We start from the raw sequence: 13,774 nt of genomic DNA on the forward strand, positions 1-13,774 counted from the left end.
TTTATGAATCCCGAAGGTTCTCTATTTATTTGTATATCCGAATTGCTTTAAAGCCAAAGCATTATTTCTCCATTTGTCTTTCACCTTGATAAACAAATCGAGAAATACTTTTTTACCAAGAAATTTTTCAATGTCTAATCGCGCCTCTGTTCCTACCTGTCGCAAGGCCTCTCCCTTTTTACCAATAAGAATGGCTTTTTGCGATTCTCTTTCTACGTATATGATGCAGCGAATACGATCTATTTCTTCACTTTCCTCATAGGTTTCCACCTCTACCTGACAAGAGTATGGAATCTCAGCACTATAATGCAGAAATATCTTTTCACGTATTAATTCGGTTACAAAGAAGCGAACGTTTCGGTCGCTTAACTGTTCTTTATCGTAAAACGGAGGAGATTCGGGAAGCAGTGAAGCGATTTTCTTGATGAGCTTGGAGCTGTTAATGCCTGACGCAGCCGACAAAGCAAGTATTTCTGAATCAGGTAATTTTGCTTTCCAGTCTTCTATCAATTTCTCTACCTCCCCCTTTTGACATAAATCCATTTTGTTGATGATGACCAAGGAAGGTAATTTGGTCTGTCGGATAAGTTCTATCAAATGGGATTGCTCTTCGTCCTTTTTGATTTTTATCGGTGACAAAAAGCAATATGTCGGCATCCTCAAATGATTCATCTACTAAATCATTCATAGTGTTTTGCAACTTATAAGCCGGTTGATTGATATATCCAGGCGTATCTGAAAATACGATTTGGAATTCCGGTTCATTAATAATTCCTAGAATGCGGTGACGTGTAGTTTGTGCTTTGGGAGAAATGATGGATAGTTTCTCTCCCAACAGGGCATTCATCAAAGTGGACTTACCCACGTTGGGTAATCCGATAATATTTACAAAACCTGCGTGATGATTCATAATTAAGAACCGCAAAAATAGGAAAGCGCCTTGCATTACAGTTAATAAGGAATATATTTGCCGCCCTAAATCGCGGGGTGGAGCAGTTGGTAGCTCGTTGGGCTCATAACCCAAAGGTCGCAGGTTCGAGTCCTGCCCCCCGCAACAAAAATAAGCCCTTGAAATTACTGAATTTCAAGGGCTTATTTTTTTACATAACAATTATCCACCAACACACGGGTGGCTCGATGGCTTGTAGTGCTGTTGCAGGAATAACAGATATGGGATTTCTACAGGTTTACTCCGATTAATTTATAAGTGCAGAAACCATTTTAAGTGCGGAATTAACTTCAAAGCATAGAATTAAAAAAAATGAAGCAAAGAATATTTTCGAATGGAATCTTAAAACTAATTTTAGAACTACAGGATACTAGAGTTCTTTGAAAAACCCATTTATTGATGAACTTGTTATTCGCTAAAGGTTTTTTTGTGGATTGGGATGTCATCACCACTGCTGAATAGTGTTTTTATGTGGTTTGAGAAAGGCAAAGGGGTGCTCTACCGCTGCTCTTACGCTTGACTTCTGTTTGTTTTCTTTCTCCTGTTTGTTCGATAATTTGCCACCCCGTTTCTTCTTATCAAAATACCATAGTAGATGCCTAATTTTCGGGCAGTTTTGTGTTGGTTTTTAGGATAGGCTTTATCTGCCCAAATACTTTTTTTTCATCTCCGCTTAACAAATCTTCTGCTCGGCTGTCAGTGCACATTGCGGAGGTGAACTTCCGTTTGCGTATCAGTTTGCCGCCTACATCCACTCCTATGTCCTTTGTATCCAATTATGCCGTCTTTTCGGTGCTTGGGCATCTGTATCTATTTGAACACGGGCTTGACGGCCAATCCGCGCTTTTTTGCTCAATGGCCTGTTGGCTGACTCTAGGATGGTGGCATCCGCTATCGTTCCTTTTTTTAACATCAAACCATGTAGTTCCAACTGATGGTTGATGCCGGAGAATATGCGGTCCATCAGTTGATGCTTCACTAAGGCCTCTTAAAGTGCCACAGGGTGGTGAAGTCCGGTATCTCTTGGGCAAAACTGATTCAAATTTTTGAAAACTCAATCGGTCTATCAACTGATCTTCTAGTTCTTCATCGCTTAAATTGAAAGCATATTGCAGGAACAACATTTTTACTTTCCATTCAAACGGAGGGTTTGCGTCCCCCTTACCAGTGTTACTCTTGTCTATTACCTGCACCAAGGCGACCAAGGCCTGCCAGTTTACTACAGCATCTATCTTAGCAACATTATCACTGCTTTGATTGTTTATTCCGTTTTGAAAATGACCAAATGTTATCCATAAGACTCAGTTGTTTTGTATCCATAGCACAAATATCCCACTAACTATCAACTACACAACCTGTCTTGTTTACACCCAATTGTGCATCTGTTTTTCAAACCTCTCTACTATAGAAAGCTAAAAGAGGATTGCTATTTCAGGTATGAAATGTTTTCAAGCTAGGTGACCAAAGTCAGAAGTTACTACATGGTATGCGCATATTTTCGTTGCTCGTATAGCATGAAATCGCTGGATAACATTATTAGAAAACCCTTAATTGAAATGGTGGTGTTCGATGACTATGCTGTAGAAGTTCTTAAAAACATGGAATTGATTTTATTCGAGGAGAGAAGGAGGCTATTGCTAAAGTTTGTATAGAGAAAAATAATAACCAAGTGGCTTTGGCAAAAGAATTGAATCAAATTGAAGCAAAGGAGGAGGATGTAACACCTCCTTGCACAAGTTGGACATTAACCGCGTTGGTAGATCATATAGTTCTTTCGCATCACCATTATGTTAATGAAAACCTGAGTTTGATTTCTGAGTTGGCTGACAAAGTGGCCAAATTGCATGGGGAAACCAATCCGGAAACGATTGATATCCAGTCACTTTGGAAGAAAATATTCCAAGAGCTATCGTACCATATAAAACAGGAGGAACTATTGTTATTTCCTTATCTTAAGAATTTAGATCGCTTTTCAAACGGGGAGTTGAAAGTTTTGTCGACAACTCAACTTCGTTCTGTGAGGGACCCAGTGCAAATGATGGAAGAAGAACATGAGTTGATTAATAAGTGGATGGGAAGGATAAGAATGTTAACCTCGGATTTTACCCCACCGATCCGGGCTTCTATGGCTTATAAGATGCTATACGCAATGCTTCATGAGTTTGAAATAGACTTGCATAAGCATGTCCATTTAGAGAACGATATTCTATTTCCTAAAGCTATTAGAATAGAAGATTGGAGCAAATCGAAATAATTGCCCAAGGTCTGACCATCTATTTTTACTATAGTTTTTTGATTTTGCGTATTCAGAATAGTTGGTGGTTATAATCATTAACAAATATCAAATTCAAACAGACTCGGAGTATAAAAGAGATATTTGAATAGCATATGATTAAAGTCAATTAAAAAGATTTTTCTCCTTTCCTTAATTTGCATTATAATAGTGGCTATGAAAAAGCAGGATATTAGCTGTTTTGAATGCAACATAAGGTATTGCTCGATTCTTAAAAACTGCGAGCGCAAGTTTCTTGAACTCATTGACAAGAGTAAATTTTGTATGACTTATGGTAAAGGACAAATCGTCATTCGACAAGGATCACAGATAGATGGAGTTTATTTTATTTCATCGGGGGTTGCAAAAGTGTTTGTGAGCGGATACAGGGGTAGGCCATTAATAGTTGGACTTGCTAGGGCCGGTTCGGTTTTGGATCATACAACTGATGAATTGGGCAAACAGCAAATTTCAGTTACTACGGTGGAGGAAACGTCAGTATGTTTTATTGAAAGCAAAGATTACGAGTCTATATGTAAAGAAAGTTCTGGTGTACGCGAAGATTTGACCAAGGTTTACCAAAGGGAATTAAATCAAATGCATGCCCGCATGGTGCACTTGGCTCAGTTAAATGTTAGAGAAAAGACTTCTGAAGCTTTACTGCATATTGCTAGCGCATACCTTTTAGAACAATCTACGGAGCCCTTCGAAGTAAATTTAAGTAGACAAGATATTGGTGATTTGATCGGCATTACAAAAGAACAGGTGTCAAAAAATTTGGCTGATTTGAAACACGAAAAGGTGATTTCCGTAAAGGGTAAAACGCTTCAAATTAACGATTATAAAAAGTTGCAGGATATTGTGGGTTTGTGATGGAGTTATACAAAGAATTTAGTTTTGAAGCCGCTCACTTTTTGCCTAAGGTTGCTGATGATCATAAGTGCAAAAAGATGCATGGGCATTCTTACAAGGTTATTGTCTATATCAATGGCCCCATAGATCTGCTTACTGGGTGGGTAATGGATTTTGCCGACCTAAACCGAGCTTTTCAACCCATACTTAGCCAAATAGATCATACGGTGCTAAATAATGTGGAAGGTTTGGAAAATCCTACTGTAGAGTGTCTCACAGTTTGGATTTGGGAAAGACTATTTCCTTCTCTTCCCTTGTTATCGAAAATTGTCATTCAGGAAACCAGCACCTCTGGTTGTATTTACGAAGGGAAATAGTTATAGGAGGTGTATTTCTCTCTTCCCTAATTTTTTAACCGGAAAGTTGTGCTGATATCTAATCAGGAATTGGGGTTTGTACTTTATCAGATATTATTTTCCTACAGTTACAAACAGATTTTTACAGGATAGAAACGCAAACATTTACCTATTTAGCCAAGCCATAAATACCGATGGGTTGGAAGCTGTAGTTAATATAGGTGAGGTTAAGAAGACAATGACAACCGAAAGTATGGCGCAGACTAAAGATATGGCTAACAAATCATACTCATGTCTGCGTAAATGTGTAAAGCAAGCACCACCCATTAAGAGTGTTAGTCCCAATGCGGATGCGGAGGTTAAATAATGACCATGGCCCAGTAATTTAGGAACAACAATTCCTAATGCACAAACAACTTCTACAACACCAATCAATTTTACTTGGCCGGTTGAAAAATCTTCTGCCCAGTTCCACGAAGCGGATGGCTCTGACTTTTTTGAATGCATAATTTTTACTATGCCTGAAACAAAAAACATAAGCGCCAATAAAAAGATAAGGATCCATAATGGTGAAATCATAACAAGTGGTTTTTAAGATGAACAATTATGTTTAAAGCCAAACTTCAGTTAAAATTTGATGACAAAAAAAGAACTAGAACTGCTACCCCCTTTCTATCCGTATCAAGGTATTACAAAATAGAGCAGGATAAAATATGTGAAAAATGACCATCATCAGGCAAAAAAATATCATTTGGCATTTTATATGAGATTTTGAGTTTCCTTTCTAACCAGACTTCGTGATGTTTATATTAGGTTCATGCCTCTAATAAACGGCATTACGAAGTAGCCCAAATGTCTCTCATAAAACGAGCACTTTCCTCGCTAAAAATATAATTGGGCTACCTAAAATTCTCGAAGAATGGTTGCAAATGTACCGGTCTTAGGTAATACTGCTCCTGTATTGATTGATATTAAGATTAGTCAGATTGATAACGTTACAGTATTGGTTGATAATACCGCAATATTGATTGATAATGCTGGTATACTGATCAATAAAGCAGTTTTATCAATTGATATTACTGTTTTATTGATCAGTATATTGTTAAAACAGACTGACCCCGTTTTTTTCCTATTTATTGGATAAAGTAACTATTCATAAAGGTTTCTGAAGGAGGGTTATTTGAAAAGTCAGTAAACATAATGGTTTGGAAGGTTTCAGATGAAGTTTCATAGGAGGGGTATAAATTTAAGTAGGACGCTCTATATCCTATACGCATCGTATTTATTTCAAAGTAGTATTTGATGGAAACGAAGTGGCGTAAAAAGGAAGATTTTTGAGGGAAAGGACGAAAGGGTCAGTTTGTAGGACTGGTTTAAAAACCAGAGAAGGTTTCAGTAATAATTTTTCTCTGGATTATTATAGAATTATACTGATTAACTCTATACCTTATTTAGTAAGCATCTTTTACAATTTGGTGCTATATTTCTAAAGTAGTGATCGTTTTATGGGTATAACAGTAGAGGACCACTGTGGTGCTATGAACACTTACGATGACTTTTGACACCTACGGTTAATACTTTAATCAGCCAGAAAAATATGAAAAAACATTTTTCGGTTTGAGTGAGGTCATATTATATAGTGTATTCTGGTTGCTCTTTTGCTCCGTCAATAAGACGAAAGTACCTAGATAGAAACATAGAATGATAGCCGCATCAAACAAACATTCATTCAAAACCAGCACATCAAATTACCTTATGGCAAACTTGGTCAAAATGCAATTTTCGGAACATCAATTTTTAACAAAAATGATATTGAGTATGAAATCAATGCTTGCCAATAACGGTTCAAATCAATTTGTAAACTTAACTAGTATTAAATCAGCCACATTATTTGTGGTGATCATTTTATTCCAGTTGTGTGGGTTTGCACAGAATGGCGAAACTCTTTATAAGCAAAATTGCGCTGCCTGCCATTCCATTGGCAAGGGGAAATTGGTGGGCCCGGATTTACATGGGGTAACTGAACTTCGTAATGAGCAATGGCTTCTAAAATGGATAAAGGGATCACAGGCGTTGGTTAATTCAGGCGATCCGGATGCAAAGGCCATCTTTGAAGAATTCAACAAAATTCCGATGCCGGATCAAAACCTTCCGGAGGCGGATATAAAGGGGATTCTTGCTTATATAAAAGATAAGAGCGCACAGACGCCGGCAGCCTCGGAAGTAGCCTCAGGTCCGGCTAGCAATGAATCTGACAATGCAACCGCGGCGCAAATAACTGCCGGTCAACATATCTTTGAAGGCGGGAAAAGACTAATTAATGGGGGTCCTGCCTGTATTTCCTGTCACAATGTAACGAACAACAAAATTATTCCTGGGGGTTTACTTGCTAAAGATTTAACGAATGTGCATAGCCGCTTGGGCGGTGATGCTGGAATTATGGGAATTTTAAATGCTCCGCCATTCCCTGCTATGACCGAAGCCTACAACGGCAGACCAATCACAGAAACTGAAATTGCCGACCTTACTGCATTCCTTAATGTAGCCGATAAAGAAAGTGCTACTCAAAAAGCGGCTGTTAGTCCCTTGTTGAAATGGGGATTTTTAGGCTTCGCGATTTGGATAGGTATTGTACTGCTTTTGTGGTACAAAAAGAAGTGGGGCATGGTGAAGCAGAGAATTTATGACCGTCAAGTGAAAACAAAATAAGCAGAACAAATCTTTAAAAACGAATTCTAAAACAGTATAACTATGAGTTGGATTGAAGACATCATTTCTCCGAAAACACGCAAATGGGAAGAGTTCTATCGTAATCGTTGGCAGTATGATAAGGTGGTGCGAAGCACACATGGTGTAAACTGCACGGGAGGATGCTCTTGGAATATACATGTGAAAGATGGAATTGTAGTCTGGGAAACTCAGGCATTGGACTATCCTTTGTTGGAAGAAAGTTTGCCGCCATACGAGCCACGCGGATGCCAAAGAGGTATTTCTTATTCATGGTATCTTTATAGCCCTATTCGAGTGAAATATCCATTGATGCGGGGAGCATTAATGGATTTGTTTCTGGAAGCTAAGAAAGCTGCTGGTGGAGACCCTATTAAGGCATGGGAAAATCTTCAAAGCAACTCGGTAAACAGAGCGCGCTACCAAAGAGCCAGAGGAAAGGGCGGTTTCAGAAGAGCAAATTGGGAGGAAGTGGTTGAGTTAATTGCAGCCGCCAATCTCTATACTATTAAAAAATATGGACCAGATCGCGTAATTGGTTTTTCACCTATTCCAGCGATGTCTATGTTAAGTTATGCATCCGGCGCTCGCTATTTGCAATTGTTAGGTGCTGTTAACTTGAGCTTCTACGATTGGTATTGCGATTTGCCAACAGCATTCCCTGAGGTCTGGGGCGAGCAAACCGATGTGTGCGAAAGTGCCGACTGGTATAATTCTAAGTACTGTATTTCAATGGGAGCTAACTTAGGAATGACCCGCACTCCAGACATTCACTTCTTCTCCGAATCAAAACATAACGGAACAAAAACAGTTGTGATGTCGCCCGACTTTTCGATGGTGGCAAAACATGCCGACCAGTGGATTCCGGTTCATGCCGGCTCCGATGGAGCATTTTGGATGGCAGTTACACATGTGATTCTGAAGGAATTTCATGCGGATAGACAAGTGCCTTATTTCATTGATTATGTGAAACGATATACAGATTCTCCATTCCTAGTTGAATTGCAAAAGGAGGGAGATCATTATACACCCGGAAGATTAGTTCGTGCCAACCGAATAGCAAAATATAAGGACGTTGAGAATGGAGATTGGAAGTTCTTAAATATTGATTCTCAATCTGGGAAATTAGTGATGCCTAAAGGCAGCATGGGACAGCGTTGGGATAAGGGTAAGATTGGTAATTGGAATTTGAAATTTGAGGACGGAGAAGATAATTCCGAGTTTGATCCCGTATTAACTATCCTAAACAAAAGTGATGATGTACTGAAAGTTGAATTCGTTGAATATGGATTGAATAAAAAGGTGCTACGGTCAGTCCTGTGAAATATATTGACACGGTTGATGGACAAAAAATTGCAGCCGTAACTATCTATGATTTAACCTTTGGTCAATATGGTGTGTCGCGTGGTTTGCCGGGAGATTATCCTGCAGACTATAACGACAAAGACCAGGCATATACTCCAGCTTGGCAGGAAATATTTACAGGAATTGGTCGTGAAGTGGTGTTGCAAATTGCACGTGAGTGGGGCAGCACAGCCGAAACAACCAAAGGGAAATGCATGGTAATTGTTGGTGCTGCTATTTGTCACTGGTTTCATAACAATCTGATGTATCGCTCTGCAATTATGACACAGATGCTTACTGGTTGTAACGGAGTGAATGGCGGAGGAATGAATCACTATGTGGGTCAGGAGAAATTGGCTCCCGTAGATTCTTGGGGAACTATCATGGCCGCTAAAGACTGGCAAAGTGCGAACCGCTTGCAACAAGCTCCAATCTGGCATTACATCAATTCTGACCAATGGAGATATGATGGCAATCAGGCGCAGTATAACAATATACCTACCGGAAGTAAATTAGGAAACATGCACTCCGCCGATTTTGCGGCAATGGCAGTTCGCAACGGATGGATGCCATTTTATCCACAATACAACAAGAGCAACTTCGAAATTGTAACGGATGCAGAGTCTGCTGGTGCAAAAACAGACGATGAAATAAAAGATTATGTAGTAGGCAAATTGAAGTCTAAGGAATTGCTCTATTCCATTTCTGATCCGGATGCAGAAATAAATTTTCCGCGCAACTGGTTCATCTGGCGGGGGAATGCGCTGATGGCTAGTGCCAAAGGGCATGAGTATATGCTCGATCACTATTTGGGAACGCACACTAATAAGATTGCCGATGAAGTTGCCAAAGACCATGTTTCAGAATTAATATGGAGAGAGGCTCCGAAAGGGAAAATGGATTTAATCGTAGATCTTAATTTCCGCATGGATACTTCTGCGCTTTATTCTGATATAGTTCTTCCTGCCGCTTCATGGTACGAAAAGGCGGATATCAACTCTACAGATATGCACTCCTTTATTCACCCGCTAGGGCAAGCTATTGCTCCGGTTTGGGAGGCCAAGAGCGATTGGCAAATATTCCAGTTGCTTGCAAAGAAAGTTAGTGAGATGGCAAAGACTTATTTGCCACATCCGATTAAGGACGTAGTTAACACTCCATTGTCGCACGATTCGATTGACGAAATCAGTCAACCTAGATTGTTGGATTGGTATAAAGGGGAGTGTGAACCTATTCCCGGGAAAACGATGCACAAAATCTCAATTGTAGAGCGCGATTACACCCAGATTTATAACAAGTATATTTCTCTTGGTGCAAACATGGAGACAAACCCGATTGGAGCGCATGGAGTGAGTTTCATGGCAAACGATGTGTATGCGGAAATGAAAAATGACAAGCGCCACGTTCAAAAAATAAATGGTGTGGAATATCCTTCTTTGAAGGAAGATGTGGAAGCGGTAAATGCGGTATTAAGATTATCTTCTTTGACCAACGGTAAAATGACCGTAAGGGCTTACGAAAACATGGAGAAGAAAACCGGTATGCCTTTGCTACAACACGGTATTGGCAGTAAGGATGTGAGAATTGATTATAAAGACTTACAATCCCAACCTCGCAGGTATAACAATTCTCCACTCTGGTCGGGGTTAATGGATAATGGCCGTGCCTACGCAGCATACAGTTATAATGTGGAGTGCTTGGTACCTTGGAGAACACTTACCGGCCGTCAGCATATTTATCTTGACCACGATGGTTACATTGCCTTTGGCGAACATCTCCCAACTTTCAAACCATCTCCAACACCGGAGGCCTATGGTGACATACGTAAAACTATAAATGATGGTAAAGCGAAAATGCTGAACTGCTTAACTCCTCACGGTAAATGGCACATTCACTCTACTTATGGCGATACGCTGAGAATGCTCACTCTTTCAAGGGGTATGGAGCCATGTTGGATGAGCGAAGGAGACGCAGCCGCCATTGGTGTGAAAGACAACGATTGGGTAGAAGTGTATAATGACCACGGTGTGTATTGCACTCGTGCTTGCGTAAGCGCACGGATTCCTAATGGTGTTTGTATTGTGTATCACTCGCCTGAAAGAACTTATTCTGTTCCAAAATCGGAAACGAGAAATGGACGCAGGGCAGGAGGCCACAATAGTTTCACTCGTGTGCACCTAAAACCAAGTTTAATGGTGGGTGGTTACGGACAGTTTTCATATCACTTTAATTATTGGGGACCGGTGGGTTCAAACCGAGACACACACGTTTTGGTGAGAAAAATGGATAAAGTAGAATTTTAAAAGAACAATAAAAACAGCTCAATAATATGGACATAAGATCGCAAGTATCAATGGTTTTTCACCTCGACAAATGTATCGGGTGCCACACTTGTTCTATTGCCTGCAAAAACGTTTGGACGGATAGAAAAGGCGCAGAGTATATGTGGTGGAATAACGTGGAAACAAAACCCGGAACCGGCTACCCCACAAAGTGGGAAGATCAGGACATTTACAAAGGAGGATGGGAAAAGAATGGTGACTCAGTTTCGCTAAAAGGAGCCGGAAAGTTGAAAGGATTGAAAAATATATTTCATAATCCGCATCTTCCTGTGCTCGATGATTACTATGAGCCTTGGACATACAAATATCAGGACTTATTTACAGCCCCTGAAGGCGATGACCAGCCAACAGCCCGACCGGTTTCGTTAGTTACTGGCGAGCACATGGACGTTAAATCAGGCCCAAACTGGGATGATGATTTGGGGGGGTCTCAGGATTATGCACGTCAGGACGTAAACTTTAAAGATCTAAGCCAAGCGGAGCAAGAAGTGATGTTTCAGTTGGAGCGAATGACTTTCTTCTACTTGCCTAGAATTTGTAATCACTGTTTGAATCCGGCATGTGTGGCTGCTTGTCCGTCAGGCGCTATCTACAAAAGAGGAGAGGACGGTGTGGTATTGATTAATCAGCAAGTTTGCCGTGCATGGAGAATGTGTGTGACTGCTTGCCCTTACAAGAAATCGTATTACAACTGGCATACCGGTAAATCAGAAAAATGTATTCTATGTTATCCACGTCTGGAGTCAGGACAAGCACCTGCTTGTATGCACCAATGTGTAGGCAGAATTCGCTATCTGGGAGTAATGCTTTATGATGCTGATAGAATTCAGGAGGTAGCTTCTACAAAAAATGATGCGGATTTGGTAGATGCACAATTGGAAATTTATCTTGATCCGTTTGACCCGGAAGTTATTCGCGAAGCGCAGAAAAACGGCATTGCCATGTCAACGATTGAAGCCGCACAGAAATCACCGGTTTACAAATTTGTGAAAGTATGGAAACTTGCTCTTCCGCTTCACCCGGAGTTCAGAACCTTGCCAAATTTATTTTATGTGCCGGCACTTATGCCCGGTATGGCATCGGTGCAGGACGGTATTTATAAAGAAACTAATAAGCAATTTTTGTGGGGTGGGATTGAAACGAACCGCTTACCAATTAAATATCTTTCGAATCTCTTCACTGCAGGCAATCAGAATAAAATTGTAGAAGTCATGAAACGCCTGATGGCGGTGAGATGGCACAGACGCCAAGTAACAGTAGGCGATGTAAAACAAGAGATTGTTGACCACGCTATGCAGGAAGTAAGCCTAGGTGCCGAAACTGCTGATGCTATTTTTAGATTAACAGCCTTAGCTACGTTTGATGAGCGCTTTGTAATTCCACCTGCACACCGCGAAGAATCTATTGAAATGCTGGAGAACACAGCGGATGTAAAAGGAAATACTGGATTTGGATTTAAAGAAAAACCTGAAAGAGGATGGTAAACAATAGAGAACACTATACGCTTTTGGCAAAACTCTTCAACTATCCTACCGGAAGATTTATTCAAGATGTGAGGGAGAGCATTGCGTTTTTAAAAAGCGACTATCCTGAAGCCGCAAATGAGTTGCAGATTTTTTATGAATACATGGATCATTGCACCTTAGATGAGCAACAAGAACTGTTTACCAAAACATTTGATGTGCAGCCTATTTGTTACCTCGACTTAGGATATGTCATGTTTGGTGAAGATTATAAGCGGGGTGCTTTTTTATTATGCATGCAAACCGAACAAATTAAGATTGGCAATAATTGTGGAACAGACTTGCCCGATAATCTCTGCAACGTGCTTACGTTGATGACGATTTCTAACGATAAGGACTTTATAGAAGATTTAACTTGGCGCATTACCATCCCTAGTGTAAAAAAGATGATTTCGGAATTTGCGATGGCCAGAGTGGATTTGAAGATGAAGGTGCTGCGAAAAATGCACCGCGCCATTATCCAGGAAGAACTGAATCATGGAAATGTTTACAAAAATTGCTTTACTGCTTTATTGCAGGTTTTAGTGAAGGATTTTGGAGAGAAGGAATTTACTACCGCTGAGGATACTGTGCTTACCTCTACACATCATCAATCATTTTTTAATAAACAAAAGGCTATAGCAACTATTAATATTCAAAACTCAGAGGCGCAGGAGTATGCGTCTTTACAAAATCTAGATTAACTATGAACTATCTATTATTCGTTGTATTTCCTTACACTTGTTTGGCTATATTTCTTATTGGTTCTATATACCGCTATACTAACAAGGCCTTTTCTGTTTCATCCTTATCATCCCAATTTTTGGAGGGTAAAAAACTCTTCCTAGCCAGTCAGTTGTTTCACTGGGGACTGTTAGTTTTGTTCTTCGGACACTTGATTGGCTTTCTGTTCCCAAGAAGCGTGATGCTGTGGAATGGGCAGCCGGTTCGGTTGTTGATACTCGAAATTACAGCTTTTGTTTTTGGCTTGTCTGCATTTTTTGGAGTAATACTCCTTGTTTACAGACGACTGACCGACAGACGTGTTCAGATGGTCACAAGCAAAATGGATTTTGTGGTATTTATTGTACTGTTGGTTCAAATCATCTCGGGTTTATTGGTGGCTTATACGAACCGTTGGGGGTCAGCATGGTTTGCTTCATTCCTTACTCCATATCTTCGTTCTATTTTTGTTTTCAATCCGCAAATTGATGCGATTTCCAGTGTGAACTCTTTATCGTTAAAGATCCACGTCATTTCGGCATTCAGTTTGATCGGCATTATTCCTTTCACTCGCTTTATGCACTTTTTGGTTTATCCAATTGATTATACTTGGAGAAGTTACCAGCAGGTCTATTGGAATTGGAATCGGAAACATATTCGCGTTTCAAGAGCACACCGCGAAGGACATAAATCAATGAATAACTAAG

The 13,774-nt window shown here is 40.1% G+C and carries 11 protein-coding genes, 1 tRNA gene and 2 pseudogenes; 10 read left to right on the plus strand and 4 right to left on the minus strand.

The annotated features are described in order from the left end of the window. Nucleotides 1–21: 21 nt before the first annotated feature. Nucleotides 22–910, minus strand: a pseudogene (gene era, locus IPP77_06650) (GTPase Era). Nucleotides 911–982: 72 nt separating this feature from the next. Between era and IPP77_06655 the strand changes: the two are divergent. Continuing rightward, nucleotides 983–1,054: transfer RNA gene (locus tag IPP77_06655), tRNA-Met, on the plus strand. Between the two features lie 494 nt (nucleotides 1,055–1,548). On the opposite strand, the gene IPP77_06660 is transcribed toward IPP77_06655, so the two are convergent. Together IPP77_06660 and IPP77_06665 are read right to left on the minus strand one after the other, a co-directional pair. Further along, nucleotides 1,549–1,725, minus strand: a complete 177-nt coding sequence (locus IPP77_06660; GenBank protein ID MBL0309346.1) for a hypothetical protein — start codon at nucleotides 1,723–1,725, stop codon at nucleotides 1,549–1,551. Then, on the minus strand, nucleotides 1,726–2,154 hold the full coding sequence (locus tag IPP77_06665) for a transposase (protein ID MBL0309347.1): 429 nt from the start codon (nucleotides 2,152–2,154) through the stop codon (nucleotides 1,726–1,728). It abuts the gene before it with no gap. Between the two features lie 464 nt (nucleotides 2,155–2,618). On the opposite strand from IPP77_06665, the gene IPP77_06670 reads away from it, so the two are divergent. The 3 genes from IPP77_06670 (at nucleotide 2,619) to queD (ending at nucleotide 4,450) form a co-directional block, all read left to right on the plus strand. Further along, complete coding sequence (locus IPP77_06670) at nucleotides 2,619–3,203, plus strand: hemerythrin domain-containing protein (protein ID MBL0309348.1); 585 nt, start codon at nucleotides 2,619–2,621, stop codon at nucleotides 3,201–3,203. Nucleotides 3,204–3,398: 195 nt separating this feature from the next. Continuing rightward, complete coding sequence (locus IPP77_06675; GenBank protein MBL0309349.1) at nucleotides 3,399–4,094, plus strand: Crp/Fnr family transcriptional regulator; 696 nt, start codon at nucleotides 3,399–3,401, stop codon at nucleotides 4,092–4,094. Next, nucleotides 4,094–4,450 carry a 6-carboxytetrahydropterin synthase QueD gene (queD, locus tag IPP77_06680; protein MBL0309350.1) on the plus strand — a complete coding sequence of 119 codons (357 nt, stop codon included), beginning with the start codon at nucleotides 4,094–4,096 and terminating at the stop codon, nucleotides 4,448–4,450. Before IPP77_06675 ends, queD begins: the two co-directional genes overlap by 1 nt. A gap of 144 nt (nucleotides 4,451–4,594) precedes the next feature. Here queD and IPP77_06685 read toward each other — a convergent pair whose 3' ends face one another. Beyond that, on the minus strand, nucleotides 4,595–5,008 hold the full coding sequence (locus IPP77_06685) for a DoxX family protein (protein MBL0309351.1): 414 nt from the start codon (nucleotides 5,006–5,008) through the stop codon (nucleotides 4,595–4,597). A gap of 340 nt (nucleotides 5,009–5,348) precedes the next feature. On the opposite strand from IPP77_06685, the gene IPP77_06690 reads away from it, so the two are divergent. The 6 genes and pseudogenes from IPP77_06690 to narI all read left to right on the plus strand — a co-directional run bounded on the left by IPP77_06690 (nucleotide 5,349) and on the right by narI (nucleotide 13,773). After that, nucleotides 5,349–5,573 carry a hypothetical protein gene (locus IPP77_06690; GenBank protein ID MBL0309352.1) on the plus strand — a complete coding sequence of 75 codons (225 nt, stop codon included), beginning with the start codon at nucleotides 5,349–5,351 and terminating at the stop codon, nucleotides 5,571–5,573. Between the two features lie 611 nt (nucleotides 5,574–6,184). After that, nucleotides 6,185–7,138 carry a c-type cytochrome gene (locus IPP77_06695; GenBank protein ID MBL0309353.1) on the plus strand — a complete coding sequence of 318 codons (954 nt, stop codon included), beginning with the start codon at nucleotides 6,185–6,187 and terminating at the stop codon, nucleotides 7,136–7,138. Nucleotides 7,139–7,180: 42 nt separating this feature from the next. After that, nucleotides 7,181–10,803, plus strand: a pseudogene (locus tag IPP77_06700) (nitrate reductase subunit alpha). A gap of 26 nt (nucleotides 10,804–10,829) precedes the next feature. Beyond that, nucleotides 10,830–12,326 carry a nitrate reductase subunit beta gene (narH, locus tag IPP77_06705; protein ID MBL0309354.1) on the plus strand — a complete coding sequence of 499 codons (1,497 nt, stop codon included), beginning with the start codon at nucleotides 10,830–10,832 and terminating at the stop codon, nucleotides 12,324–12,326. Continuing rightward, entirely contained in the window at nucleotides 12,320–13,048 is a 729-nt protein-coding gene (locus tag IPP77_06710) for a hypothetical protein (protein ID MBL0309355.1), read from the plus strand. The genes narH and IPP77_06710 overlap by 7 nt, the downstream gene beginning before the upstream one ends. Nucleotides 13,049–13,050: 2 nt before the next feature. Then, nucleotides 13,051–13,773, plus strand: coding sequence for a respiratory nitrate reductase subunit gamma (gene narI / locus IPP77_06715; GenBank protein MBL0309356.1), 723 nt, complete (start codon nucleotides 13,051–13,053; stop codon nucleotides 13,771–13,773). The last annotated feature ends 1 nt before the right edge of the window (nucleotide 13,774 follow it).

It is taken from the genome of Bacteroidota bacterium (assembly GCA_016722375.1).
In the GTDB taxonomy this organism is placed as follows: domain Bacteria; phylum Bacteroidota; class Bacteroidia; order Chitinophagales; family LD1; genus Bog-950.